Origin of the sequence: Cupriavidus sp. WKF15, assembly GCF_029278605.1 — a bacterium.
GTDB lineage: Bacteria > Pseudomonadota > Gammaproteobacteria > Burkholderiales > Burkholderiaceae > Cupriavidus.
The window spans coordinates 3,558,231-3,582,598 of the sequence record NZ_CP119572.1 but is presented as its reverse complement, the minus strand read 5'-3'; the positions used below and the strand labels follow the sequence as shown (position 1 = coordinate 3,582,598).

Sequence of the window (24,368 nt, the reverse complement as noted above, 5' to 3'; positions counted from 1 at the left end):
CTGCGGCATGTTGCGTACCAGGCGCCTCCGCCGCCCCGCCCACGTCAGACACATCCCACGCATGACCCACGGCCTGAATGCCGCCCAATCCGAAGCCGTCCGCTACCTGGACGGGCCCTGCCTCGTCCTTGCCGGCGCGGGTTCGGGCAAGACGCGCGTGATCACGCAGAAGATCGCGCACCTGATCGAAGACAAGGGCTTCGAGCCGCGCCACATCGCCGCGGTCACGTTTACGAACAAGGCGGCCAAGGAGATGCAGGAGCGCATCGGCAAGCTGATGGAGGGCAAGACCACGCGCGAGGGCAAGCGCCTGCCGCTCAGGCAGCTCACGGTGTGCACGTTCCACTCGCTGGGTGTGCAGATCCTGCGCCTGGAGGCCGAACACGTGGGCCTGAAGCCGCAGTTCTCGATCATGGATTCCGATGACTGCTTCGGCCTGATCCAGGAGCAGCTTGGCACCACCGACAAGAAGCTGATCCGCGGCGTGCAGAGCACCATCTCGCTGTGGAAGAACGGCATGGTCGATCCGGAAGCGGCCATCGCGCAGGCCGCCAATGCAGACGAGCACCAGGCCGCGCTGGTCTACCGCAACTACGTGGCCACGCTGAATGCCTACCAGGCGGTGGATTTCGATGACCTGATCCGCCTGCCGGCCGAACTCTTCGCGCGCAATGAAGCGGTGCAGCTCAAGTGGCAGAACCGCCTGCGCTACTTCCTGGTTGACGAATACCAGGACACCAACGCGTGCCAGTACCAGCTGCTGAAGCTGCTGGCGGGCGGGTCGCACCTGCGCGCGCCGGCGTTCACCGCCGTGGGCGATGACGACCAGGCCATCTACGGCTGGCGCGGCGCCACGCTGGACAACCTGCGCTTGCTCCAGACCGATTTCCCCGACCTCAAGGTCGTGAAGCTCGAACAGAATTACCGCTCGACCGTGCGCATCCTCGAAGCGGCCAATTCGGTCATCGCCAACAACCCGAAGCTGTTCGACAAGAAATTGTGGAGCGAGCACGGCATGGGCGACCCGATCGCCGTGCACCCGATGAACGACGAGGAGCACGAGGCCGAATCCGTGGTGTTTCGCCTGTCAGCGCACAAGTTCGAGCGCCGCGCGCAATTCCGCGACTACGCGATCCTGTATCGCGGCAATCATCAGGCGCGGCTGTTCGAGCAGATCCTGCGGCGCGAGCGCATTCCCTACGTGCTGTCGGGCGGCCAGAGCTTCTTCGACAAGGCGGAGATCAAGGACATCTGCGCCTACCTGCGGCTGATCGCCAACCCGGACGATGATCCCGCCTTCATCCGCGCGATCACCACGCCGCGCCGCGGCATCGGCAACACCACGCTGGAAGTGCTGGGCACGTTCGCGGGCCAGGCCAAGGTGTCATTGTTCGAGGCTGCCATGATGGGTGGCATCGAAGCGAAACTGCAGCCGCGCCAGCTCGAGCCGCTGCGCGTGTTCTGCGAATCGATGGTGCGCCTGGCCGATCGCGCGACCAAGGACCCGGCCAGCGTGGTGCTGGACGACATGATGGAAGGCATCCACTACGAAGCCTACCTGTATGACGCCTTCGACGAGCGCCAGGCCCAGTCGCGCTGGACCAACACGCTCGAGTTCCTTGACTGGCTCAAGCGCAAGGGCACGCGGCCCGAACCGGAGGGCGAGGGCGAAGCCACCGGTTTCGACAATACCGACGGCTTCGGCGACGAAGGCAAGAACCTGCTCGAACTGACCCAGACCGTGGCGCTGATGAGCATGCTGGAAGGGCGCGAGGAAGACCCCGACGCGGTGCGGCTGTCGACGCTGCACGCGTCCAAGGGCCTCGAATATCCGCATGTGTTCCTGGTTGGCGTGGAAGAGGGCATCCTGCCCCATTGCCGCGAGGACGAGGACATGGGTGACGAGAAGATCGAGGAAGAGCGGCGCCTGATGTACGTGGGTATCACGCGTGCCCAGCGCAGCCTGCATATCAGCTGGTGCAAGAAGCGCAAGCGCGCGCGGGAGACATATTCCTGCGAGCCTTCGCGCTTCATCGGCGAGATGAAGCTGGAAGAGGCGCCCGCGCCGAAGGATGAGACACCGGCAATGAGTCCCAAGGACCGGCTTGGCGCGCTGAAGGCTTTGCTCGGCAATGGTGGCAAGGCGGCGCAGGGGTGAGATTTGCGGGAGGCAATATTGCCGATACCAAGCGATATGAACGGGACATGGCCCACGTGCCGGCGCGGGCCTAATATTTTCCGGCGTTGGCGCGGAGCTGTCCTGTGCGGGCGTCGGGCGTCGGGCGGTGACGCGGGAATAGGGAAGGGTTGGGGGTGTCGTGTGTTTCGCCGGCTACGCCGGCGAAACAGCGGCGCCTGCCAAGCACGACAACCCCACCATCACCCATTCCCCGCACTCCGCTTATCGCCTTGATCTCAGGAGCGCACGCCCGTGTATCGGGCCTGATACAAAGGCGCCACAGGGAACTACCGCGCGCCTGAAGCGGCCAGCTGCACGTAGCGCGAGCCGCGCTGGCCCTGCGTGAAGTCGAGCGTGAAATCGCCCACGTCGATGCGTGCCTGCAGCGCGCGCCGCAGTTCCACCGTGCCGTTGCCGTGCCACCCGCCCAGGGCGCGCACCAGCCACGCCGCGCCGATGTATCCGGCGATGGTCGCAGGCGAGGGCGGTTCATCGAGGTATTGCTTCATGCGGGCCACATGCTCCTTGACCACGCGCAGCGTGGCGGCCTGCGGGCCGGGGGCGACCTGCGTCAGCACCATGCCGCCCGGGTAGCCTGCGCCGAGCACTTCGCGCGCGACCGCAGGGCTGACCGCGGACAACCCGACCAGGAATCCGTACCAGCCTTGCGCGGCCAGCGCGCGGCCCAGGCTCGCATAGGCGAGCGTATCGCCCGCCACGATCACGGCACCCGGCCGTTGCGCCGCGATGGTGCGCGCTGCGGCGTCCGGGCTGCCGCCCAGCGGCACCGCGCGCGTGCCCGTCGTGGATTCCAGCCGGGTCAGCCACGATGCACCATTGCCGGACGCGGTGGCGGCGAACTCCGCCGAGACCGCCAGGGCCACGCGGGTCAGCCCATAGTCGCGCAACTGCTTCACCGCGGCGTCGAGCTCGGCCTGGTAGTCGGCCCGCGTGAACCAGACGTTGTCCGCGCTCAGGGCAAGGCCCGAGAGCGGCGCCACGATCTGCACGCCGCGCCGGTGCAGTTCGGGCGAGGCCGCCAGCGCGGGCAGCAACCGGTCGCCCGGACCGAACAGCAATTCGGCATGCTCGCTATCCACGAGCGACAGTGCCTGCGCGAGCGCCGCGCGCGGATCGGCATCGGCGTCGCGCACGACATGCGCGATCCGCACGGGCCCTCCCGTGGCGTTGGCCGCGTCGAACATGACCTTGGCGCCCGCCAGATAGTCGCGCGCCAGATCGGCCTGCGCGCCGCTGCGGTCGAGCAGGTGCCCGACCACGGCAGTGCGCCGGGCCGGTGACTGGGCCAGGACCGGCGGCGTGGCGGCCAGTCCGCCAAGCGCCAGCATCAGCTGGCGGCGTCGCGGGGAGTCTGGCAGCGCTTCGCCGCGCAGCGATGGGTACGGCAAACAGGGCAGGATTGAAGGCATGGGAACACGGTTGGCTGAGCGATCCGGGCGGTGGCTGCCGGAGATGCGGGGCGCAGCGTATCCGGCATCCGTGACAGAAATGTGACGCAGCCCCCCCGCTCACGAGGGGTGTGCGCAAGCATTGCGGCGGTGGTGCTTGACGCGGGTCAAGTCCCTGCACGCGTCGCGGAACTAGCATGGACCGTCAAACTCCCCCATAAGTCCGCCCCCATGAACACGTCATCCACGCCATCCGCGGCGCTCGACCGCCGCGCCTTGTCCGACTTCCGCGCGCTGGCAGGCCGAATCGACGGCAACGGTCCGCGTTATACGTCCTACCCCACGGCAGACCGCTTCCATGGCGGCTTCGACGAAGCCGCCTATCATGCTGCGCTGGCGGACTGCGGCGCGGCGGCGCCGGCGCCGTTGTCGCTGTACCTGCACATCCCGTTCTGCGAGAACATCTGCTACTACTGCGGCTGCAACAAGGTCATCACGCGTGACCATGGGCGCAGCGCCAAATACGTGAGCTACCTAGGGCGCGAAATGGCCCTTGCTGCGGCACACCTTGGCGGGCGCAGGCAGGTGTTGCAATCGCACTGGGGTGGTGGCACACCGACTTTCCTGAACCCGGCCGAGATGCGCCGCTTGATGGCTTCGCTGCACGAGCACTTCGACCTGCCGGCCGACGGCGAGCACTCGATCGAGATCGATCCGCGCCGCGTCGACCACGAACGCATGGCGTTGCTCGCCGAACTCGGCTTCAACCGTGTCAGCCTCGGCGTGCAGGATTTCGATCCCGAAGTCCAGCAGGCCATCCATCGCGTGCAGCCGTTCGAGGAAACCCGGGCGGTGGTCGATGCTTCGCGCGAACTGGGGTTCCGCTCGGTCAGCCTGGACCTGATCTACGGGCTGCCGCACCAGACCACGGCGCGCTTCAACGCGACGGTGGAGCGGGTACTGACGTTGCGGCCGGACCGGCTCTCGGTCTACAGCTACGCGCACCTGCCGCACGTCTTCAAGCCGCAGCGGCGCATCGATGAAAACGCCTTGCCGAGCGCGGGCGAGAAGCTCGACATTCTGGTCTCCACGATCGAGCGCCTGACCGCCGCCGGCTACGTCTATATCGGCATGGACCACTTCGCGCTGCCCGACGACGACCTCGCCGTGGCCCAGCGCGAGGGCCGGTTGCAGCGCAATTTCCAGGGCTACTCCACGCATGCCGGCTATGACCAGCTCGGCTTCGGCATTTCCGCGATCGGAGCCGTGGCGGGACGATACGTGCAGAACGCGCGCACGCTGGACGACTATTACGCTGCGCTCGACGACGGCCGGCTGCCGGTCATACGTGGCTTCGCGATGGAGCGCGACGATCATCTGCGCCGCGAGATCATCGGCGCGCTGATGTGCAACGGCGTGCTCGACATCGCGCAGATCGAGGCACGCCATGGCATCGATTTCGCGGACGTGTTCGCCGCGGAACTCGGCGATCTCGACCGGCTCGGTGTCGATGGCCTGGTCCGCCGCGAGCCGGGCCGCATCGAGGTGACCATGCTGGGCCGCCTGCTCGTGCGCCGCGTGGCCATGGTGTTCGACCGGTACCTGCGCGAAGATGCCGCGCGGCCGCCTGCCGCGCAGCCAGCCGCCAACGACGGTGCCGAGCCGGTGCGGTTCGTGCCGCGGTACTCGCGCGTGGTCTGAACCGGCGGCGCCATTCCTGGCGCACGGCGACAGGCGAAGAACCAAAAAAAAGCCCGCGAACCAGTCGCGGGCTTTCTTTACAGCGCAGCCGGTATTACTTGGCAGCGCTCGCCATGTAGTCGGCGGCGGCGAGCACGTCGGCGTCCGGGCCGGCATAACCGCCCTTCGGCGGCATCACGCCCTTGCCCTTCAGCGCGAAGTTGTGGACAGCGTCCATGCCTTCCTTCAGGCGTGGTGCCCAGGCGGCCTTGTCGCCGAACTTGGGAGCACCGGCAACGCCAGCAGCATGGCAGGCGGCGCAGACCTGGTCATAGACCTTCTTGCCCACATCGGCGGACGCCGCGGCAGGTGCAGCGGCCGGTGCCGGCGCAGCAGCAGCGGGCGCTGCCGGGGCGGCGGCTGCCGCAGGTGCGGCACCAGCGTCCGTTGCCGCGGTGGCGGCCGGAGCAGCGGCGGCCGGAGCCGGCGGCTCGGGGAACTTGGCGCCGCCGGCGTCAGCCATGTAGACCACGGCGCGGCCCAGTTCGTAGTCGGAATAGTCGTCCGGCGTGGTGCCCGCGCGGGCCTGCATGGCGCCCTTGCCGTTCAGGAGGGACTTCAGCAGGCCATCGAAGCCCTGGCCGATGCGGCCGGCCCAGTCGCCAGCGTTGCTGTACTTCGGCGCGCCCGCCGCACCCGTGGCGTGGCAGGCAGCGCAGACTTCCTTGTAGACCTGCTCGCCGGTCTTGAAGACGCGCGGCGCATTAGCGTCCTTGATCTCAAGCGCTGCGACCGGCTTGATGCGGTCATTGATGGCTTCGGCCGTGGTAATCGAACCGGCACCTTCCTTGGAACCATGGCCGACAAAATTGACCAGCAGGATGATCACGATGATCGGGACCAGGAACGCAGCGATCACCACCGCGATCAGCTGCTTTGGCGTCTTGATGGGAGACTCGTGTTCGTCGTGTTGGTGTTGGACGTCGCTCATACAGAACTCTCAGTTTTGCAGGAAACCTTCAGCCGCTCACGCTCGGCTTGATTTATGGGGCCCTAGAACGCCTGGGTCCTTCTGATTGCGTGGTTCAGTACTGTCCACCGTTTGCCAACGCGGTGCGGCTGCGTCTTGACGGAAATAGCTCGCGATTATAGCCCCAAAGGCCTCATGGCAGGGCCAAAAGAGACGGTTCCGAGACGTCCGGCGACGTCCCCGGATTCCCGCGCATGGACGCATGACCGCAAACGCGGTATCCTATGCGACTTCTCAGCGGCGGCACTCGCCCACCGCACGGTTGCACCCCGCGGCAGTGCCTGCCGCCAGTGCCAGACCACTTTCCGCGCGCCCGTAGCTCAATGGATAGAGTACTGCCCTCCGAAGGCAGGGGTTGCTGGTTCGATCCCAGCCGGGCGCGCCAAATCTCCATCACATTTCCTGCCGTTCCCGCTTTTCGCTTCCAGGGCCAGCACATTGCCAAGAGCGGCAGCGTGTCCGCGCCTTCTGCTAAGTCTTGCCCAGGCGAGGGGTGTCTTTGCGAGCACCTCTGCTGGAACATGCGAGTGTCGCGAGCTGACCCCTCCCCGGCATTTCCCATGGCCCGCTCAATGCGGGCCTTCTTGTAGGACGAAGCCGGATACCCGGACGACTGGCCTGCGCCAAGACTGGAAATGTTCCTAGGCGGAGACCACCATGGGTAGCAAGACTCCCCCCGTCGATCCCACGCACGACCGCAAGTCAGCCGGGTCGGAGGCCCATGATGATCAGGGCCTGGGCGAGCGGCGGGCTGAGACTGTGCGGAGCGACGACGCTCTGCTCGAGCGGATGCAGTGGGTCCGCGCCTCCAACCGCCGGGTCGTCGAGCGAAGCCAGCGCCTGGTGACTGAGAGCATCATCTTGCTGGCGAGGATTGGATTCCGCTGAGCAGGCGACGGCCAGGCATCCGTGCTTGAGCCTTCAAGGCACGGCCCGCGGACGCATGGCAGCGTCCCGGCACGATGTCCTCAGGCAGGGTATTACGCCGCGGCGACTGAAGGTGCCGTGGCTGCGCGCTTGACAGCTCCGGCAGTCAATACCGCTGCTGCTCGTTGCGTCCCTTGATATTGCCGGCCACACCGCCCGCCACCGCGCCGATGGCGGCACCCGTCCAGCCGCTGCCGCCTGCGATGGCGGCAATGCCGGCGCCGGCCGCGGCACCGATGGCCGCCCCCGATACCGTACCTTGCTGCTGCGGCGTCATGCCCGTGCAAGCGGCAACACTGGCCACTGCCAGCGCCGCGCCGATCCACTGAAGTCGTTTCATGGCCTTGCCTTACTTCTTGTTCTGCAGTCCGGGCACCACCATCTCGAACCAGATAGTCTCGATCACCGGCCGCTGCAGACGGTCGGGGTGGGCGGCATACCAGCGGTCCAGGCCGTCGCGAACCGAATCCAGCGTATGGCCTTTCAACCCCCTGGCCAGGCGCGGCACGATGGTCTGCGAGTCGGGCGGGACATTGCCGGCATAGTAGGCGACATCGACCTGCACGACGTTGGCGATGCCGACCAGGTAGGCCTTCTTCATCTGCTCCGTCGATTCGGTCCACTGCTTGCCGGTCACCAGCGGGACCTCGTCGGCACGGGCAATGCCCGATGCCATGACAAGCGCGGTGCACGCCACGGCGGTCCACGCATGCAGTTTCTGTCTTGTTGTCATTGCGCACTCCTGCACGGGCCGGGTTGCGCCGCGGCCCACCTCAGCCTGTCTCCCGGTCAGCAGGTGCTGACTGGCGCGCTTTCATATTAGTCGCTATTCCAGTGACCGCTACGCCGCCGTTCGGGGGCTCACCGGAGACGCGGCCGCAAGACCCATCGTCAGCCAGCGCGGCACCCGCAACCACGTCACCATGGCATCGGCCCTGGGCTATGCCTGGCGCTGACCCGGGACGTGTCGCCGCTGTAACGGATTGTCCATCAGCACCGCGGATATCCTGCGTCACAATCGGCACCCTTTTGGCACCGTGTCGCGGATACCGGGAGCCTTGCCAGGCATCACGGATGAAACACTTCGGTCCGATTCGAAGGAAGCACTAGCCCCTTTGAGTCGCAAGGCGTGTCCAGTCGGTGCGTTGCCGCACATGGCGCGCAATTTGCGAGACTGAAACCCCTGGACGGCTGCCATGGCCCCTGTCCACCACCGCATGGCGGCCCCGGGATGTCGATGCGGAGGATTGCCATGCCCGTGATTTCGAATGACTTGCTTGCGTCACTGCGCACGGCCGTGCGCGGCAAGGTGCTGTTGCCCGGTGAGGCCGACTACGATGCGTCGCGCGCGATCTGGAATGCCATGGTGGACAAGCGCCCCACACTGGTCGTGCGATGCACCGGGGTAGCCGACATCGCGGCGGCGGTGGCATTTGCGCGCGACAACGGCCTGCTGCTCGCGGTGCGCGGCGGTGGCCACAATATTGCCGGCAAGGCGCTGTGCGATGACGGCCTTGTCATCGACCTGTCGGCCATGCGCGCGGTCCATATTGACACGGGTTCACGGCGCGCCTGGGTGGAGCCTGGCGCGCTGCTGGCCGACTTCGACCACGAGGCCCAGGCTTGTGGGCTGGCGACGCCGCTGGGCATCAACTCGACCACGGGCGTGGCCGGCTTGACGCTTGGCGGCGGCTTCGGCTGGCTCACGCGCAAGTACGGCATGACGGTGGATAACCTGCTCTCGGCACAAGTCGTGACCGCCGATGGCCGGCGCCTTCACGCGAGCGAGCAGGAGCACTCCGACTTGTTCTGGGCCCTGCGCGGCGGCGGCGGCAACTTCGGCGTGGTGACGCTGTTCGAATTCCGGCTGCATGCTGTCGGGCCGCAGATCCTGGCCGGGCTGCTGGTGTTCCCGGCTGCGGAAGGCCGTGCGGTGCTCAGCCAGTACCGCATGTTCACCGAAACCATGCCGGAAGACTTGAATATCTGGGTCGTGTTGCGCAAGGCGCCGCCGCTGCCTTTCCTGCCGGCCGCCGTCCATGGCACGGACGTAGTGGTGCTGGCCGTGTTCTACGCGGGCGAGCCGGCGCAGGGCGAGCCGTTGCTGGCGCCATTGCGCGGCTTCGGCACGCTGCTGGGCGAGCATGTCGGCGCCATGCCCTATGTGGCCTGGCAGCAGGCGTTCGACCCGCTGCTGACGCCGGGCGCGCGCAACTACTGGAAATCGCACAACTTCACGCAACTGCCGGACGAGGCCATTGAGGCGATGATGGATTACTCCGGCCGCCTGCCTTCGCCACATTCGGAGATCTTCATCGGTCATGTCGGCGGGCGGGCCAACAGCGTCGCCGCGGATGCCACCGCCTACCACCACCGGGATGCACGCTTTGTCATGAACGTACATACGCGGTGGGAAAGTCCCGGCGAGGACGCAGCCTGCATAGCCTGGGCGCGCGACTTCTTCCGCGCCACGGAACCATATGCCACGGGAGGCGTGTACGTGAACTTCCTGACCGAGGATGAAGCGGGGCGCATCGGTGCGGCCTATGGCCCCAACTTCGAACGCTTGTCACGAATCAAGCAGAAGTACGACCCGGACAACCTGTTCCGCGTGAACCAGAACATCGCGCCCGCCGTTTAGAAGAATGTCCCGGGCATGCGCCTTGCTATGATGCGCGCATGTCCGGCGAACTCCTCATCCCTCACCACGAGTACGACATCACCGCCATCCGCGCGCAGGGCGCGGGCGGCCAGAACATCAACAAGGTGTCCAACGCGGTGCACCTGCGCTATGACGTGCATGCGTCTTCGCTCGCGCCGGACCATAAGGAGCGCCTGCTGCAACTGCATGACCACCGCATCACGCGTGATGGCGTGGTGGTCATCAAGGCGCAGCAGCACCGCAGCCTGGAGCTGAACCGCGACGATGCCATCCGGCGCCTGCATGAACTGGTTGCGAGCGTGGCGACCCCGCCGCGCTCGCGCCGCCCGACACGGCCTACGCTGGCTTCACGCAAGCGCCGCCTCGAGAGCAAGAACCAGCGCAGCCAGGTGAAAGCACTGCGCGGGCGCGTGACGGACTGAGCGCGGGCAGCCTGCTGCCTGCGGGCACCGTGGGGGCCGAGAGCGCATGATAGCTTGCTCCCTGACCGATGCCCGCGATGCCAGAGGCCCTGGACGGGTCGCAGCGATGGATCGGGCTTCAGCGTGCCGACTGCAGCGCCGCGATGCGCTGCTCGATCGGCGGATGGCTCAAGAACAGCGCCATCCACGATGTCCCTCCTGCTATGCCCATGGCCTGCATGTTCTGCGGCAGGCCGTCCGGCTCCAGGCCGCCCAGGCGGCGCAGCGCGGCGACCATCGGCATCGGCGTGCCCATCAGGCCCGCGGCGCCCGCGTCGGCGCGGAATTCGCGGCGGCGAGAAAAGGCGGCGACGATGATGCTGGCCAGGATGCCGAAGACGATCTCGCAGACGATCACGGTGACCATGTAGCCGATGCCGGGCCCGCTCGACTCCTCATCGTTCTTGCGCAGCATCGAGTCGACGAAGTAGCCGACCACGCGCGCGAGGAAGATCACGAACGTGTTCACCACGCCCTGGATCAGCGTGAGCGTGACCATGTCGCCATTGGCCACGTGCGCCACTTCATGCGCGAGCACGGCCTCCACCTCGTCGTGCGACATCGTTTGCAGCAGGCCGGTGGAAACGGCCACCAGCGAGCTGTTCCGGGTCGCGCCGGTCGCAAACGCGTTGGGCTCGCCCTCGTAGATCGCCACTTCGGGCATCGGTAGCCCGGCCTTCTGCGTCAGCTTCTGCACGGTCTGCACCAACCACAGTTCGGTGCTGGTGCCCGGGTGCGTGATGACCTGCGCGCCGGTGGACCACTTGGCGATGGTCTTGGACATCAGCAGCGAGATAAAGGCGCCGCCGAAGCCCATCAGCGCGGCAAAGGCGAGCAGCATGCCGAGGTTGAGACCGTTGGCGGTCAGGAAGCGGTTCACGCCAAGGACGCTGGCGGTGATGCTGAGGACAAGCATGACGGCGAGGTTGGTCGCCAGGAAAAGCAGGATGCGTTTCATGAGAGTGGAACAGGACAGCAGGATAGGCGCGGACGGGCCGCAGGCGCGCGCGGCGCCTCAACGGCACGGCACGCAGGAACGGTCATGCGCGGCGAATGCCGCGCAGGTGGGGATCAGCCGCGCGGAGGACGCGGCAGGAGAGGAAGGTCGGGGTCAGGCAGGGCAATCCCCGCGTAGCGCGGTGGCCCGGATTGGGTGGGACCGGCGGCAACGCGGAACTCGGGCGAGGGCAGAAGCTGCTCCGCGAGATCGATGCCGGCCGGCGACGTTTCAGGCGCTTCGGCCGGATCGGTCGGTGAGGTGCTGCAGGGCGCCGCACTTTCCGTCGCCTTGCACTGTCCGGCCGAACGGCCGTCAGTCTGTTGCGCCGGGTTGGCCGCAGCACCCAATTCAGGCGCGACTGCGCCGGCCCATGCCTGGAACGGCAGGAAGGCCAGCATCAGAACCAGCAGGAGGAGCCGGATGGTGCGCACGCGACAGCAAAAAACACAAAGGGGGATGGCGCGAATTCTACAGGATGGTGCCGGCGTCCGCGGTGACGTAATGAGCGCTAGCCCACGATGCGCGCGGCTGCGCGGGTGCCCCGTCAGGCGGCCTCTTCGAACACCGACAGGCCTGATCAAGGCGGTATCTTCGTGTGCGGCACGGCCAGGCCCGAACTGGCCGCCCGGCATATCCGCGAAGTGCTTGCGCCGCGCGCGATGACACTGCGGGACGAGGCACGCGGCATGAACGGCTGCCGCTGACGCCGCTTCGGCAGATCAGTGTCTTCTGCGCTAGACTAGCAAAACCCCGTAGTCACTACAGAGATTGTACCCATGCGAATCGGCGAACTCTCCCGGCACAGCGGTTGCGACGTCGAAACCATCCGCTACTACGAGCGCGAAGGCGTGCTCGACGCCCCGCAGCGCGAGGACAACGGCTACCGCCGCTACGGCGACATGCACCTCACGCAGCTGAACTTCGTGCGGCACTGCCGTTCGCTCGGCATGAGCCTGTCGGACGTGCGCCGGTTGCGCGATTTCGAGCGCAACCCGTCGCAGGACTGTGACGATGTCAACGCCTTGCTGGACCGCCAGATCGAGCAGATCCACGCGCAGCGCATCGCACTCGAAGCGCTGGAGAGCCAGCTGCGGGCCTTGCGCGAGACCTGCCACCACCAGCACCAGGCCGCCAGCGAATGCGGCATCCTGCAGAACCTGCAGCAGGCCGCTGCCGGCGCGCCATGCGAATGCCATGCGCCGGCCACCGGCCAGGCTGGCTGAAGGCGGCGCTCACGGCGCATGCCGCCTGCCTGTGCTACGATGGGTGTTCCCGTCGCCGCACCAGACCGGTGCGGGCACGAAGCCAGAATTGCCGGACATGTGTCCGGTTTTCCTTTCCAGATCCTAGCTCTTGTTATCTGCGTGACCGCCATAACAGCCCGCCACTCGCTGCCCGCCGTACCTGCCCGCCTTGCGCGGCAGGACCGCGCACGCGCCGGCGCCACAGCCCTGGCCACGCGCATGACGCCCCGCCGCCGGGTCAGCGCTCCGCCTGATCCCGCCCGGTTCCCAGCCTGATTGTCCCCACCACGGGCCCGGGCCGAACCGGGCCCGAGCCCCAAGCCTGCGTTCTGACACCGATGCGCTTTGCAAGCGCCGTGTGACCCGGCAACGCCGGCCTTGATTCGCTGCTTTTCCCTGATGTTCCCGCATGGGGCCGTCGGCAATGCCGTCCGGTTGCCGTGCCGGGCCCAACCTGACCGCCACCGACATCTGACGGAGGATTAGCCATGACGGCCACCAACCCGACCGCAACGACCCTCTACCTGACCGAGCTCGACGTCACGCGACTGGAGCGTATTGCCAGCCGCCCCGGCGCCGGCCCGATGGCCGATATGCTCGACGCGCTGCTCGCGCGCGCGGCGATCGTCGCGCCGCGGGATATCCCGACCGACGTGGTCACCATGAACTCCCGCCTGCTGTGCGCACTGCAAGGCGACGCCGCGCCGCGCCAGTGGACGCTGGTCTACCCGGATGAAGCCGATTTCGACGCCGGCCGGCTGTCGGTGCTGTCGCCGGTTGGCCAGGCGCTGCTGGGCGCGCGTGCCGGCCAGACGGTGAGCTACCGCATGCCCGATGGCCGCGAACAGCACGTCACCATCAGTGAAATCGCGTTCCAGCCCGAGGCCAGCGGCCAGTACACACTTTGAGCAGGTGAAACGGGCAGCGCACGCCATACGCGTGCGGGCCCGCCGCCTCGCGCCATGGCATAGGCATACGGCGATCCACACGCACCGTTCGTCAGCAAGTCCGTCGTTTCACGACTAGCAACTCACCATTCGTCGCAGCGTCATTTCCGATGACGTACCCAGTGACTAAGCTTCAGTCCGTGCTCGCATCGCGACAAAGATTGCGTAGCGGCAAGGAGTTAGCCGGTCACATAAAGAAAGACGAAATCAGTTGAAGGAGTCCGAAATGATCGCCAAACGCATTCTTGGCGGCGCGTTCGTGGTAGCGGCCCTGGCCGCATCGGCCGCGTCGATCGCTGCCCCTGCTGCGACCAGCAAGGCAGGCAAGTTCGATGTTTATGCCGACGCACTGCGTGCCGGCAAGTTCGACCCGTATGTGGACGGCACCAAGCAAGGCAAGTACGACGTCTACACCGACGGCGCGCGCAAGGTTTACGACCCTTATACGGACGGCGCGCGCATGGAACGCTTCAACCCTTATACGGATGGTGCGGCCGTATTTAGTGGCGAGATCTCCGCGAGCTCGACCGACAACTCGCGCACGGGCGACGGCTCGCTCTACGGGTATCGCGTCTGACGCGCTTTCACAGGGTTCTTTTCGGACCTGATGCGGCCACCCAGGGTGGCCGCAAGTTTTCTCTCCCGCCTGCCCGGCAGACCTCCTCCTCCTTCTCTCTGCGCCGGGCAGGCGATTTTTCCCCGAAGATCACCACGAAGCTCACGGTTTAGCACCTGAGTCCGGTGCGGCTCGCTCAGGACGATCGCGCCGAAAAAAACGGGGCAAACGACTGATCAAGGCTGGCGCGCGGCGAAGGTATCGCACTTGCGGATATCGCCCGTGGTCAGGCCCTGGCGCAGCCAGCGCACACGCTGTTCGCTGGTGCCATGTGTAAAGGCCTCGGGCACGACATAGCCCTGTGCCTGGCGCTGCAGCCGGTCGTCGCCGATGGCGGCGGCGGCCTTCAGGCCTTCCTCGATATCGCCCGGCTCCAGCAACTGCTGGTTGGCGCGCTGTGCGTTGGTGGCCCAGACGCCGGCCAGGCAGTCAGCCTGCAACTCCATGCGCACCGAAAGCTGGTTGGCCTGCGCCTCGCCCATGCGGCGGCGCGCCGCATCGACCTTGTCGGAGACCCCGAGCAGGTTCTGCACGTGGTGACCGATCTCGTGGGCAATCACATACGCCTGCGCAAAATCGCCGCCCGCGCCAAAGCGCTGGCGCAGCTCGTCATAGAAGGCCAGGTCGATATAGACCTTGTGATCGCCCGGGCAATAGAACGGACCCATGGCCGATTGTCCCGTGCCGCATGCGGTTGGCGTCGCGCCCGAGAACAGCACGAGCTTCGGCGGCTCGTAGCGGCGATTGAGTTCGGTTTCGAAGATGTGCTCCCACGTCCGCTCGGTATTGCCCAGCACCTTGCGCGTGAACACCGTCATCTGGTCGTTGGCCGGAGGCCGGTTGACCTGTTGCTGGTGGGGCGCCTGCTGGCCCTGCAGCACCGACGCACCCTGCATGATGAGCGTCGGATCGATGCCAAAGAAATACGACGCGGCAAGGGCGATGATGACCGTGCCGATACCGATGGTCTTCGGACCACCGAAACCGCCACCGCCAAAGCCGCCGCGGCGGTCTTCAACGTTCTGGCTTTCGGCTTCGTCATCGAGACGCATGGGGGCTCCGCGGGCAAGGGGGTATCGGTTGGGGAATCAAGTATAGCAACGAGGATGAAGGGCGTTTGGCGGCACGGCGCCCTTCGGGAACAACCCCTCCAGACAAAAAAACGCCACCCGCCCAGCCTTGGAGAAAAGGCACTGGCGGGTGGCGGGCGGCAATTTGCACCATAGGGGCACGGCCAGTGCCCCGACAACAAAAAGCGGATCAGACCGTAGCGGCCTCCCGGGCGGATTGCGCACCGACCGCCGCATTACCGCCAACTTCCGCCACGCGCAGCAGGTTGGTGGTCCCGCCCTGGCCAAACGGCATGCCGGCGGCAATCGTGATCTGGTCGCCCGGCGCGGCATAGCCCTCGACCAGCGCGGCCCGCGTGGCCGCTTCGACCATCTCGTCGACGCTCTGCACATCGGGGCTGACGGTCGAGTGGACGCCCCAGGCAATCGCCAGCCGGCGTGCGATCTCGAGGTTCGGCGTGATGCTGACGATCGGCGCGCACGGCCGCTCGCGCGCCGCGCGCAGTGCCGTGGCGCCGGACGACGTATAAGTCACGGTCGCCGCCGCGCCGATGATCTGCGTGACTTCGCGCAGTGCCGCGCAGATCGCGTCCTGGCGCGTGTTCAGCGGCGTCTCGTGCTGAGCATCGAGCAGGTTGCGATAGAGCGGATCGCGTTCCACCTCGGTGACGATGCGATTCATCATCGACACTGCAGGCACCGGGTAGCGGCCATTGGCCGACTCGGCCGACAGCATCACCGCGTCGGCGCCTTCGTAGATCGCGCTCGCCACATCGGACGCCTCGGCACGCGTCGGCACCGGTGAGTCGATCATCGACTCGAGCATCTGCGTGGCAATGACCACCGGCTTGCCAAGCTGGCGGCACACGCGCAGGATGCGCTTCTGCACACCGGGCACGCGCTCGGGCGGCAGTTCCACGCCGAGGTCGCCGCGCGCGACCATCACCGAGTCCGACACGCGCACAATCTCTTCGAGCTGCTGCAGCGCGGCCGGCTTCTCGATCTTCGACAGGATGCCGGCACGCGTGCCGACGATCTCGCGCGCTTCGACGATATCGGACGGGCGCTGCACGAACGACAGGCCGATCCAGTCAGCGCCGAGCGACAGCGCGAAGTCCAGGTCCTTGCGGTCCTTTTCGGTCAGCGCGGGAATGGGGATCACCGCGTCGGGCACGTTCACGCCCTTGCGGTCGGACAGCGTGCCGTTATTCACCACGCGCGTAGTGATGCTGCCGCTCGCCACGGCTTCGATCGCCAGGCGCACCTTGCCATCGTCGATCAGCAGCGACTGTCCGGGCTGCGCCGCGCGGAACAGTTCCGGGTGGGGCAGGTGCACGCGTGTGCCGTCGCCTGGCGTGGGATCGCTGTCGAGCACGAAGGTATCGCCGGCACGCACGGCCACCTTGCCCGCGGCGAACACGCCGATGCGCAGCTTGGGGCCCTGCAGGTCGGCCAGCACCGCGATCGGGCGGCCGGTCTCGGCCTCGACCTGGCGCACGGCGTCGTAGCGCGCGCGGTGGTCTTCGTGCGTGCCGTGGCTGAAGTTCAGGCGGAACACGTCGGCCCCGGCTTCGAACAGCTGTCGGATCACCGCGATATCGGTGCTCGCGGGACCGAGCGTGGCAACGATCTTGGCTTTGCGCTGGCGTCTCATGATGTCTCCTCTTCCATTCTCGGAACGGCGCGCCGGATGCGGTGCGCCGGTAATGCAATTCGGCAATTCAGTTCGTGCAGTTCGCTTCGGCCGCGATGCTCAGACGATGAGGATCGCGCGGAAGTCGTTCACGTTGGTGCGGGTCGGTTCGGTGACGATCAGGTCGTCCACGCCCGCAAAGAAGCCATAGCCGTCGTTGTTTTCCAGATGCGCGCGCGCGGACAGGCCGCGAGCGGCGGCACGGGTCAGCGTGTCGGGCGCGAGCAGCGCGCCGGCGTTGTCCTCGGAGCCGTCGATGCCGTCGGTGTCGCACGCGATCGCATGCACGCCGGGCAGGCCGTCGAGCGCCACCGCCAGCGACAGCAGAAACTCGGCATTGCGGCCGCCACGGCCCTTGCCGCGCACGGTGACGGTGGTCTCGCCACCCGACAGCAGTACGCACGGCTTGCTGAACGGCTGGCCGTGCTGCGCGATCTGGCGTGCGATCGCGGCATGCACGACGGCCACGTCGCGGGCCTCGCCTTCGATGCAATCGGACAGGATGTGCGCTTCGTAGCCGAGTTCGCGCGCACGCGCCGCAGCGGCTTCGAGCGATTGCTGCGCGGTGGCCAGCGTCACGCTGCGGTGGCCGGCAAAACGCTCATCGCCGGGCTTGGGCGTCTCGCCAGCGCCGCTTTCGAGATGCGCGCGCACATTGGCCGGCACCTCGATGCCGTACTTGGCGATAACGGCGAGCGCGTCGGCACAGGTGGTCGCATCGGGCAGCGTCGGGCCGCTTGCGATCAGCGTCGGGTCATCGCCGGGAATATCGGAAATCAGCAAGGTCTCGACGCGGGCCGGCGCGCAGTGCAGCGCCAGGCGGCCGCCCTTGAGCGCGGACAAGTGCTTGCGCACGCAGTTCATCTCGCCAATGCTCGCGCCGCTGCGCAGCAGCGCCTTGTTGACGGCCTGCTTGTCGGCCAGCGAGATGCCGGGCGCGGGCGCGGCCAGCAGCGCGGAGCCGCCGCCGGAGATCAGGCACAGCACCAGGTCGTCGGCGCTCAGGCCCTGCACGAGTTCGACCATGCGCTGCGCGGCACGGGCGCCGGCTTCATCGGGCACAGGATGCGCGGCCTCGACGACTTCGATGCGCTTGCAGTCGGCACCGTGGCCATAGCGCGTCACCACCAGTCCGCTCAGCTCGCCCTGCCAGTGGGCCTCGACCGCCTGCGCCATCGCGGCGGCGGCCTTGCCGGCGCCGATCACTACCGTGCGGCCCTTGGGCGGCTGCGGCAGGTGCGGGGGCAGGCAGTGGCTGGCGCTGACCGACGCCACGGCGGTATCGAACAGGTCGCGCAGCAGGGCACGCGGCTGGAGGCTGGGGCGCTGCGGGGTCAGCAGGGCGGCGCTGGTTTCGGTGTCGAGCATGGGGAATCCTGGGAACTGAAACTGAGGCCGTCCCCGGCGAAGGGGACGGCGTTTGCTGCAACTACAGGTACTGCAGATACTGCAGGTATTGCATGTACAACAATGCGCTTACTTGGCCTTGGCGATATCGTGGTTCGACATGATCTCGATCGCACGGCACAGGGCCGAGTGGTCGGCCTTGCCGAAGCCGTTCGCGGCGCAGGTGTTGAACAGCTCCTGCGCGGTCGCGGTGTTCGGCAGTGCCACACCCAGCGCCTTGGCGCCCTGCAGCGCGAGGTTCAGGTCCTTCTGGTGCAGTTCGATGCGGAAGCCCGGGTCGAAGGTGCGCTTGACCATGCGTTCGCCGTGCACTTCCAGGATGCGCGACGAGGCGAAGCCGCCCATCAGCGCCTGGCGCACGCGTGCCGGATCGGCGCCGGCCTTCGACGCGAACAGCAGCGCCTCGGACACGGCCTGGATGTTCAGCGCGACGATGATCTGGTTGGCCACCTTGGTGGTCTGGCCATCGCCGTTGCCGCCCACCAGCGTGATGTTCTTGCCCATCAGCTCGAACAGCGGCTTGACCTGGTCGAACGCTTCTTCCGGACCACCAACCATGATCGTCAGCGACGCGGCCTTGGCACCCACCTCACCACCGGACACCGGCGCGTCCAGGTACGAGGCGCCCAGCTTGTTGATGCGCGCTGCGAAATCCTTGGTCGCGATCGGCGAGATCGAGCTCATGTCGACCACGATCTTGCTGTAGCTGGCTTCCTTGCCGGCGGCCTTGAGCGCGGCGGCAACGCCCTTCTCGCTGAACAGCACCGCTTCGACGTGCGGGGTGTCCGGCACCATGATGATGATGATGTCGGCGCGCTTGGCGACTTCCTCGGCGCTGGTGCAGACCGTCACGCCGGCATCGACCAGGACCTGCGGGGCCGGGTTGACGTCATGCACGAACAGCGTGTGGCCCGCTGCGCGCAGGTGGCCCGCCATCGGTGCGCCCATGATGCCCAGTCCGATGAAGCCGATATTGCGTTGGTTTGCCATGTTGATGTCTCCGATTGGATGTTAAGTCTGTGATGGATTGCGTGTGCGGTAACCCGTTACTGCACGCTGTTACTGCACGCCGTGGGCGGCGCGCCAGCCCAGGCCGGCTTCGGTGGTGGTCTTCGGCTTGTACTCGCAGCCGATCCAGCCGGTGTAGCCGATCTCGTCCAGGTACTTGAACAGGAACTGGTAGTTCAGCTCGCCGGTGCCCGGCTCGTTGCGGCCCGGGTTGTCGGCCAGCTGCACATGCCTGATCTTCGGCAGGTTGGCCTTGATGGTGTTGGCGATCTCGCCCTCCATGCGCTGCATGTGATAGATGTCGTACTGCACGTAGAGGTTGGGTGCGTTGACCTGGTTGATCAGGTCCACGGCCTGCTGCGTGCGCGACAGGAAGAAGCCCGGGATATCGAAGGTGTTGATCGGCTCGATCAGCAGGTCGATATGCTCGGCGGCCAGCGCGTTGGCGGCGAAGCGCAGGTTTTCGACCAGCGTCTCCTGCGCCTGCTCGCGCTTCACGTTCTGCGGCTGGATGCCGACCAGGCAGTTGAGCTGGCGCACGCCCAGCACCTTGGCGTACTTGATGGCCTCGCCCACGCCGTCCTGGAATTCGCCGACGCGGTCCGGGTGGCAGGCAATGCCGCGCTCGCCCGCATCCCACTTGCCGGCGGGCAGGTTGTGCAGCACCAGGTCGAGCTGGAAGCGGTTCAGGCGGTCAGCGATCTGGTCCGCATGGAACGCATACGGAAACAGGAATTCCACGCCGCGGAAGCCCGCGCGCGCAGCGGCTTCGAAGCGGTCGAGAAAACCGACTTCGTTGAACAGCATGGTGAGGTTTGCCGCAAGTTTGGTCATGAATCTCTCCGGTTTAATTGTGGTTGTCGCTCCGCCGGTGCGGAGCCGCTACTGCTTTCCTTGGTGCTGCAAAACAGGGGGCGCTGACGACGGCGCGGGCCTGTTGCCCGCGCCGCGTGTGGAGGCTTGCTTACGCCGTTTCCACTTCTTCCTTCAGGATCGCTTCCTCGATGTCCTCGAGATCCTCGATCGGTTCGAACTCGTTGATGTTGTCGATCTCGGTACCCATCGCGATATTGGTCACGCGCTCCAGGATCACTTCCACGACCACCGGCACGGAGAACTCGGCCATCAGGTCGCGCGCCTCGGCGAAGGCCGGGGCGATGTCTTCCGGCTTGAACACGCGGATCGCCTTGCAGCCCAGGCCTTCGACGACCTTGACGTGGTCCACGCCGTAGCCGTTGAGCTCGGGCGAGTTGACGTTGTCGAACGCGAGCTGCACGCAGTAGTCCATCTCGAAACCGCGCTGCGCCTGGCGGATCAGACCGAGGTAGGAGTTGTTCACCACCACGTGGATGTACGGCACCTTGAACTGCGCGGCCACGGCCAGTTCCTCGATCATGAACTGGAAGTCGTAGTCGCCCGAGATCGCCACCACGTCCGAGTTCGGCGACGCGGTCTTCACGCCGATCGCGGCCGGGATGGTCCAGCCCAGCGGGCCGGCCTGGCCGCAGTTGATCCAGTGGCGCGGCTCGTTGACCGACAGGAACTGCGCCGCGGCGATCTGCGACAGGCCGATGGTGCTGACGTAGCGCACGTCGCGCGGGAAGTACTGGTTCATCTCGCGGTAGACGCGCTGCGGCTTGACCGGCACGTTGTCGAAGTCGCTCTTGCGCTGCATGGTGCGGCGGCGCTTCTGCACGTCGGCGACCCACGACTTGCGGCACGGCAGGCGGCCGGCCATCTTCATTTCGCGTGCGACTTCGACGAACAGTTCCAGCGCGGCCTTGGCGTCGGAAACGATGCCAAGGTCCGGACCGAACACGCGGCCGATTTGCGTCGGCTCGATATCGACGTGCACGAACTTGCGGCCCTTGGTGTAGACGTCGACGCTGCCGGTGTGGCGGTTAGCCCAGCGGTTGCCGATGCCCATCACGAAGTCCGACGCCAGCAGCGTCGCGTTGCCGTAGCGGTGCGAGGTCTGCAGGCCGACCATGCCGGCTTGCAGCGGGTGGTCGTCGGCCAGCACTCCCCAGCCCATCAGCGTCGGCACCACCGGCACGTTGACCAGCTCGGCGAACTCGACCAGCAGCTCGGACGCATCAGCGTTGATCACGCCGCCGCCGCACACGATCAGCGGGCGCTCGGCCGCGTTGAGCATGGCGATGGCCTTCTCGATCTGGGCGCGCGAGGCGGCCGGCTTGTACGGCTGCAGCGACTGGTAGGTGTCGGGATCGAATTCGATCTCGGCGACCTGCACGTCGAACGGCAGGTCGATCAGCACCGGGCCCGGACGGCCCGAGCGCATGATGTGGAACGCTTGCTGGAACACCTGCGGCACCAGCGCCGGCTCGCGCACGGTCACGGCCCACTTGGTCACGGGCTTGGCGATCGACTCGATGTCGACGGCCTGGAAGTCTTCCTTGTACAGGCGGGCGCGCGGGGCCTGGCCGGTGATGCAGAGGATGGGGATCGAATCGGCCCAGGCCGAGTACAGGCCGGTGATCATGTCGGTGCCGGCGGGGCCCGAGGTGCCGACGCAGATACCGATATTGCCCGGCTCGGCACGGGTGTAGCCCTCGGCCATGTGCGAGGCGCCCTCGACGTGGCGGGCCAGCACGTGGTTGATGTTGCCCGACTTGCGCATCGCCGAGTAGAACGGGTTGATCGCCGCGCCCGGCACGCCGAACGCCGTGGTCACGCCTTCCTTCTCCAGTACGGCGATGGCCGCGTCGATTGCTCTCATCTTTGCCATGATCTTGTCTCCAGTTGGGGTGGGTTTTCCGTTGGAGTTGATCCTATTCCCGCAACCGGTGTGGGATAAAGGGAAGCGAGATCAGTTGATTCGATACCTGGAGTTTGCAATGTGGCCTTGGAACGCCCGATGGACGGTCGGCGCCCATGCCGCGCGCACCGGGATTCGAGATCGCGTGTGATGATCTGGATACGCGGGGACGCTACCCCCTGCACGCGGCTGCGGCGACAATGGCGGGGTTAGCTGCGCCGCGCCGATTCCAAACCTCCGCCTCCCTGAACGCCATGTACTCCCGGCTACCGTCCACCTACGAACTGCTCGAAGCCCTGGCCGCCGCGCCGGCGCCCGCGCCCGTGCCGGCGTCGGTCAGTGCGGCGGGGGTGACGCCTTGGGCGCAGCGGCTTGGCCGTGGTCTGTGGGTGGGCTTCGTCGTCACGCTGGTGGCAACGCTGCTTGCGGCCGCCGCGCTCGCTGTCTGGCGGCTGGTGCTGAAGCAGCCGCTGGCGCCATGGTCGGTCCGGCTGACCGAGGCCCTGCTGGTGCTTTGCGCCGCGTGCTATGCGGCCGCGGGGCTGATGCGCCTGCCGGGTGTGCTGGCGATCGTGCGCAACCCGCTGCGGTGGCAGGCCAGCCAGATGGATCTGGACAGCGCCATCGAGAACGCGCTGCTGCGCCGGCTAGGGCGGATTCACCCGCTGCAGCTGCAGGCGCGGCAACGGCGGGTGGCCTTGCAGATTCGCTTATGGGAAGCGATGGCGCGAACCGTCGGCCTTCTGCTTGCGCTGGCGCCCGCGGCGCTGGTGCTCGTGAGCGGGCTGCATCCGCTGCCGCATCAGGCCGAAATGAAGGGGTCCCTGCTATGGCTATACGCCGTGATGGTAGTGGTGGGGGCGGCGTTCTATCTCTACGTGCATGTGCAATGCAGCCGGCCGCTGCGACGGCTGTCGCATGTGCTGGGGGAGGCGGCGGAGATCAACGCGCGGCTTGGGGCGCGGCGCGCGGGCCCGGCTCCATCCACCGAGCAGGCACCCGCGCAGTAAGACCGGGCGGTTTCAGTCCGCCACCAGGTAGGTCTGCGCCAGCCGCACCCACGCGGCCGCGCCCAGCGGCAGCACTGCGTCGTTGAAGTCGTAGCCGGGGTTATGCACCATGCATCCCCCAAACTCCCCTTCGCCATTGCCGAGGATCAGGTAGCAGCCCGGCACCGCATTGAGCATCCACGCAAAATCCTCGCTGCCGTTCAGGCCCTTGGGCGCCTGCGTGACCACGTTTTCCGCCCCAACGAGTTCTGCGCAGACATGTTGCGCAAGCTGCGTTTCCGCTTCGGTGTTGACCATCGGCGGCGTGAGCTGCCGGTAGTCGATCTGCGCTTCCACACCATGCGCCTGCGCCGTGAGCGACACGATCTCGCGGATGCGCTGCTCTACCAGCGCGCGCGTCTCCGGACGCGCCGCGCGCACGTTAAGGCCGATCGTCACGGACTCGGGAATGACATTGTGCGTGGCACCGCCGCGGATGAACCCGACCGACACCACCGCGGTGTCGTCAGGCGCGACGTTGCGCGCCACCACCGTCTGCAGCGCGGTGACGATGGCCGCCGACGCGGCGATCGGATCGCGCGCGCGGTGCGGCATGGCACCGTGGCCGCCCACGCCCTTGATGGTGACGTCGGCCACATCGGACGACAAACTGACCGGCCCCGGCAGCACGCGGAAGGTGCCGGCCGGCACGCCCGGCATATTGTGCAGTGCGAACACCGCGTCGCACGGGAAGCGCTCGAACAGCCCGTCCTCGATCATCGCGCGCGCGCCGCAGAGGTTTTCCTCGTCAGGCTGGAAGATCAGGTTCAGCGTGCCGTCGAAGTCCGGGTGGTCGGCCAGCGCCTTGGCTGCTGCCAGCAGGATCGCGGTATGGCCGTCATGGCCGCACGCGTGCATCTTGCCGTGCAGCTGGCTGGCGTAGGGCAGGCCGGTGGCCTCGACGACCGGCAGCGCATCCATGTCGGCGCGGATGCCGAGCCGGCGCTTGCCGGTGCCGCGCCTGAGCTGCCCGACCACGCCGCTCTTGCCGATGCCGGTGTGAACCTCGTAGCCCCACGCGGCGAGCAGCGTGGCCACCAGCTTGCTGGTCGCGCCGACTTCGAAGCCGAGCTCGGGTTGCGCATGGATCTGGCGGCGAATGCCGATGAAGGTTTCGGCATCGATATTGATGTTCGGCAGCAGGTGCGGCAGGTACTGGAAGGGCTTGAGCGTGGGTGCGCGGGTCATGGATCGGGTCTCCTGAAGA

Annotated in this window: 22 protein-coding genes and 1 tRNA gene; 10 read left to right on the top strand and 13 right to left on the bottom strand. The window is 66.8% G+C overall.

Translation table 11 applies throughout. From position 1 onward, the window contains the following. Window positions 1-61 precede the first annotated feature (61 nt). Entirely contained in the window at window positions 62-2,158 is a 2,097-nt protein-coding gene (locus CupriaWKF_RS16720; protein WP_276098906.1) for a UvrD-helicase domain-containing protein, read from the top strand. A 308-nt stretch (window positions 2,159-2,466) separates the two neighbouring features. On the opposite strand, the gene CupriaWKF_RS16715 is transcribed toward CupriaWKF_RS16720, so the two are convergent. Beyond that, window positions 2,467-3,609: an ABC transporter substrate-binding protein gene (locus tag CupriaWKF_RS16715; protein ID WP_276098905.1), complete on the bottom strand. Its 1,143-nt coding sequence runs from the start codon at window positions 3,607-3,609 to the stop codon at window positions 2,467-2,469. A gap of 210 nt (window positions 3,610-3,819) precedes the next feature. Here CupriaWKF_RS16715 and hemN point away from each other — a divergent pair, with 210 nt between their 5' ends. Next, window positions 3,820-5,289, top strand: coding sequence for an oxygen-independent coproporphyrinogen III oxidase (gene hemN / locus CupriaWKF_RS16710; protein ID WP_276098904.1), 1,470 nt, complete (start codon window positions 3,820-3,822; stop codon window positions 5,287-5,289). Window positions 5,290-5,383: 94 nt separating this feature from the next. Here hemN and CupriaWKF_RS16705 read toward each other — a convergent pair whose 3' ends face one another. Continuing rightward, the gene (locus CupriaWKF_RS16705) at window positions 5,384-6,259 is read right to left on the bottom strand and encodes a c-type cytochrome (protein ID WP_276098903.1); all 876 of its coding nucleotides are present in this window, start codon (window positions 6,257-6,259) and stop codon (window positions 5,384-5,386) included. Between the two features lie 348 nt (window positions 6,260-6,607). Here CupriaWKF_RS16705 and CupriaWKF_RS16700 point away from each other — a divergent pair. After that, a tRNA-Arg gene (locus CupriaWKF_RS16700) sits at window positions 6,608-6,683 on the top strand. Window positions 6,684-6,955: 272 nt separating this feature from the next. Further along, window positions 6,956-7,186, top strand: coding sequence for a hypothetical protein (locus tag CupriaWKF_RS16695; RefSeq protein WP_276098902.1), 231 nt, complete (start codon window positions 6,956-6,958; stop codon window positions 7,184-7,186). A gap of 145 nt (window positions 7,187-7,331) precedes the next feature. Here the strand turns inward: CupriaWKF_RS16695 and CupriaWKF_RS16690 are convergent, their stop codons facing one another. Both CupriaWKF_RS16690 and CupriaWKF_RS16685 read right to left on the bottom strand, forming a co-directional pair. Then, window positions 7,332-7,565: a YMGG-like glycine zipper-containing protein gene (locus CupriaWKF_RS16690; protein WP_276098901.1), complete on the bottom strand. Its 234-nt coding sequence runs from the start codon at window positions 7,563-7,565 to the stop codon at window positions 7,332-7,334. Between the two features lie 9 nt (window positions 7,566-7,574). Continuing rightward, window positions 7,575-7,958: a hypothetical protein gene (locus tag CupriaWKF_RS16685; RefSeq protein ID WP_276098900.1), complete on the bottom strand. Its 384-nt coding sequence runs from the start codon at window positions 7,956-7,958 to the stop codon at window positions 7,575-7,577. Between the two features lie 519 nt (window positions 7,959-8,477). Here CupriaWKF_RS16685 and CupriaWKF_RS16680 point away from each other — a divergent pair. Then, a complete protein-coding gene (locus CupriaWKF_RS16680) occupies window positions 8,478-9,866 on the top strand; it encodes an FAD-binding oxidoreductase (RefSeq protein ID WP_276098899.1) in 1,389 nt (462 codons plus the stop codon). Window positions 9,867-9,904: 38 nt separating this feature from the next. Continuing rightward, window positions 9,905-10,309, top strand: coding sequence for an alternative ribosome rescue aminoacyl-tRNA hydrolase ArfB (arfB, locus tag CupriaWKF_RS16675; RefSeq protein ID WP_276098898.1), 405 nt, complete (start codon window positions 9,905-9,907; stop codon window positions 10,307-10,309). A gap of 118 nt (window positions 10,310-10,427) precedes the next feature. Here arfB and htpX read toward each other — a convergent pair whose 3' ends face one another. Both htpX and CupriaWKF_RS16665 read right to left on the bottom strand, forming a co-directional pair. Then, window positions 10,428-11,306 (bottom strand): protease HtpX, encoded by an 879-nt coding sequence (gene htpX, locus CupriaWKF_RS16670; RefSeq protein WP_276098897.1) that lies wholly within the window; start codon window positions 11,304-11,306, stop codon window positions 10,428-10,430. A gap of 113 nt (window positions 11,307-11,419) precedes the next feature. Next, on the bottom strand, window positions 11,420-11,779 hold the full coding sequence (locus CupriaWKF_RS16665; protein WP_276098896.1) for a hypothetical protein: 360 nt from the start codon (window positions 11,777-11,779) through the stop codon (window positions 11,420-11,422). A 345-nt stretch (window positions 11,780-12,124) separates the two neighbouring features. Between CupriaWKF_RS16665 and CupriaWKF_RS16660 the strand changes: the two genes are divergently transcribed. From CupriaWKF_RS16660 to CupriaWKF_RS16650, 3 genes are all read left to right on the top strand, one after another. Next, the gene (locus CupriaWKF_RS16660; RefSeq protein WP_276098895.1) at window positions 12,125-12,571 is read left to right on the top strand and encodes a Cd(II)/Pb(II)-responsive transcriptional regulator; all 447 of its coding nucleotides are present in this window, start codon (window positions 12,125-12,127) and stop codon (window positions 12,569-12,571) included. Between the two features lie 509 nt (window positions 12,572-13,080). After that, window positions 13,081-13,500, top strand: a complete 420-nt coding sequence (rnk, locus tag CupriaWKF_RS16655) for a nucleoside diphosphate kinase regulator (RefSeq protein ID WP_276098894.1) — start codon at window positions 13,081-13,083, stop codon at window positions 13,498-13,500. Window positions 13,501-13,765: 265 nt separating this feature from the next. Beyond that, window positions 13,766-14,116, top strand: coding sequence for a hypothetical protein (locus tag CupriaWKF_RS16650; RefSeq protein ID WP_276098893.1), 351 nt, complete (start codon window positions 13,766-13,768; stop codon window positions 14,114-14,116). Between the two features lie 215 nt (window positions 14,117-14,331). On the opposite strand, the gene CupriaWKF_RS16645 is transcribed toward CupriaWKF_RS16650, so the two are convergent. From CupriaWKF_RS16645 to gcl, 6 genes are all read right to left on the bottom strand, one after another. Next, window positions 14,332-15,207, bottom strand: a complete 876-nt coding sequence (locus CupriaWKF_RS16645; protein ID WP_276098892.1) for a neutral zinc metallopeptidase — start codon at window positions 15,205-15,207, stop codon at window positions 14,332-14,334. A 208-nt stretch (window positions 15,208-15,415) separates the two neighbouring features. Beyond that, a complete protein-coding gene (gene pyk / locus CupriaWKF_RS16640) occupies window positions 15,416-16,879 on the bottom strand; it encodes a pyruvate kinase (RefSeq protein ID WP_276098891.1) in 1,464 nt (487 codons plus the stop codon). A 99-nt stretch (window positions 16,880-16,978) separates the two neighbouring features. Next, window positions 16,979-18,286 (bottom strand): glycerate kinase, encoded by a 1,308-nt coding sequence (locus CupriaWKF_RS16635; protein ID WP_276098890.1) that lies wholly within the window; start codon window positions 18,284-18,286, stop codon window positions 16,979-16,981. A gap of 108 nt (window positions 18,287-18,394) precedes the next feature. After that, complete coding sequence (glxR, locus tag CupriaWKF_RS16630; protein ID WP_276098889.1) at window positions 18,395-19,315, bottom strand: 2-hydroxy-3-oxopropionate reductase; 921 nt, start codon at window positions 19,313-19,315, stop codon at window positions 18,395-18,397. Between the two features lie 69 nt (window positions 19,316-19,384). Beyond that, window positions 19,385-20,167, bottom strand: a complete 783-nt coding sequence (hyi, locus tag CupriaWKF_RS16625) for a hydroxypyruvate isomerase (RefSeq protein WP_276098888.1) — start codon at window positions 20,165-20,167, stop codon at window positions 19,385-19,387. Window positions 20,168-20,297: 130 nt separating this feature from the next. Further along, window positions 20,298-22,082 (bottom strand): glyoxylate carboligase, encoded by a 1,785-nt coding sequence (gene gcl / locus CupriaWKF_RS16620; protein WP_276098887.1) that lies wholly within the window; start codon window positions 22,080-22,082, stop codon window positions 20,298-20,300. Between the two features lie 284 nt (window positions 22,083-22,366). Here gcl and CupriaWKF_RS16615 point away from each other — a divergent pair, with 284 nt between their 5' ends. Then, window positions 22,367-23,122 (top strand): hypothetical protein, encoded by a 756-nt coding sequence (locus CupriaWKF_RS16615; RefSeq protein WP_276098886.1) that lies wholly within the window; start codon window positions 22,367-22,369, stop codon window positions 23,120-23,122. A gap of 12 nt (window positions 23,123-23,134) precedes the next feature. Here CupriaWKF_RS16615 and CupriaWKF_RS16610 read toward each other — a convergent pair whose 3' ends face one another. Next, on the bottom strand, window positions 23,135-24,349 hold the full coding sequence (locus CupriaWKF_RS16610) for a M20 aminoacylase family protein (protein ID WP_276098885.1): 1,215 nt from the start codon (window positions 24,347-24,349) through the stop codon (window positions 23,135-23,137). Between the last annotated feature and the right edge of the window lie 19 nt (window positions 24,350-24,368).

Excerpts from the sequence above, each read along its gene's own strand:
- CupriaWKF_RS16720 (WP_276098906.1), top strand. The coding sequence starts at position 62 with ATGACCCACGGCCTGAATGCCGCCCAATCCGAAGCCGTCCGCTACCTG.
- CupriaWKF_RS16715 (WP_276098905.1), bottom strand. The coding sequence starts at position 3,609 with ATGCCTTCAATCCTGCCCTGTTTGCCGTACCCATCGCTGCGCGGCGAA.
- hemN (WP_276098904.1), top strand. The coding sequence starts at position 3,820 with ATGAACACGTCATCCACGCCATCCGCGGCGCTCGACCGCCGCGCCTTG.
- CupriaWKF_RS16705 (WP_276098903.1), bottom strand. The coding sequence starts at position 6,259 with ATGAGCGACGTCCAACACCAACACGACGAACACGAGTCTCCCATCAAG.
- CupriaWKF_RS16695 (WP_276098902.1), top strand. The coding sequence starts at position 6,956 with ATGGGTAGCAAGACTCCCCCCGTCGATCCCACGCACGACCGCAAGTCA.
- CupriaWKF_RS16690 (WP_276098901.1), bottom strand. The coding sequence starts at position 7,565 with ATGAAACGACTTCAGTGGATCGGCGCGGCGCTGGCAGTGGCCAGTGTT.
- CupriaWKF_RS16685 (WP_276098900.1), bottom strand. The coding sequence starts at position 7,958 with ATGACAACAAGACAGAAACTGCATGCGTGGACCGCCGTGGCGTGCACC.
- CupriaWKF_RS16680 (WP_276098899.1), top strand. The coding sequence starts at position 8,478 with ATGCCCGTGATTTCGAATGACTTGCTTGCGTCACTGCGCACGGCCGTG.
- arfB (WP_276098898.1), top strand. The coding sequence starts at position 9,905 with ATGTCCGGCGAACTCCTCATCCCTCACCACGAGTACGACATCACCGCC.
- htpX (WP_276098897.1), bottom strand. The coding sequence starts at position 11,306 with ATGAAACGCATCCTGCTTTTCCTGGCGACCAACCTCGCCGTCATGCTT.
- CupriaWKF_RS16660 (WP_276098895.1), top strand. The coding sequence starts at position 12,125 with ATGCGAATCGGCGAACTCTCCCGGCACAGCGGTTGCGACGTCGAAACC.
- rnk (WP_276098894.1), top strand. The coding sequence starts at position 13,081 with ATGACGGCCACCAACCCGACCGCAACGACCCTCTACCTGACCGAGCTC.
- CupriaWKF_RS16650 (WP_276098893.1), top strand. The coding sequence starts at position 13,766 with ATGATCGCCAAACGCATTCTTGGCGGCGCGTTCGTGGTAGCGGCCCTG.
- CupriaWKF_RS16645 (WP_276098892.1), bottom strand. The coding sequence starts at position 15,207 with ATGCGTCTCGATGACGAAGCCGAAAGCCAGAACGTTGAAGACCGCCGC.
- pyk (WP_276098891.1), bottom strand. The coding sequence starts at position 16,879 with ATGAGACGCCAGCGCAAAGCCAAGATCGTTGCCACGCTCGGTCCCGCG.
- CupriaWKF_RS16635 (WP_276098890.1), bottom strand. The coding sequence starts at position 18,286 with ATGCTCGACACCGAAACCAGCGCCGCCCTGCTGACCCCGCAGCGCCCC.
- glxR (WP_276098889.1), bottom strand. The coding sequence starts at position 19,315 with ATGGCAAACCAACGCAATATCGGCTTCATCGGACTGGGCATCATGGGC.
- hyi (WP_276098888.1), bottom strand. The coding sequence starts at position 20,167 with ATGACCAAACTTGCGGCAAACCTCACCATGCTGTTCAACGAAGTCGGT.
- gcl (WP_276098887.1), bottom strand. The coding sequence starts at position 22,082 with ATGGCAAAGATGAGAGCAATCGACGCGGCCATCGCCGTACTGGAGAAG.
- CupriaWKF_RS16615 (WP_276098886.1), top strand. The coding sequence starts at position 22,367 with ATGTACTCCCGGCTACCGTCCACCTACGAACTGCTCGAAGCCCTGGCC.
- CupriaWKF_RS16610 (WP_276098885.1), bottom strand. The coding sequence starts at position 24,349 with ATGACCCGCGCACCCACGCTCAAGCCCTTCCAGTACCTGCCGCACCTG.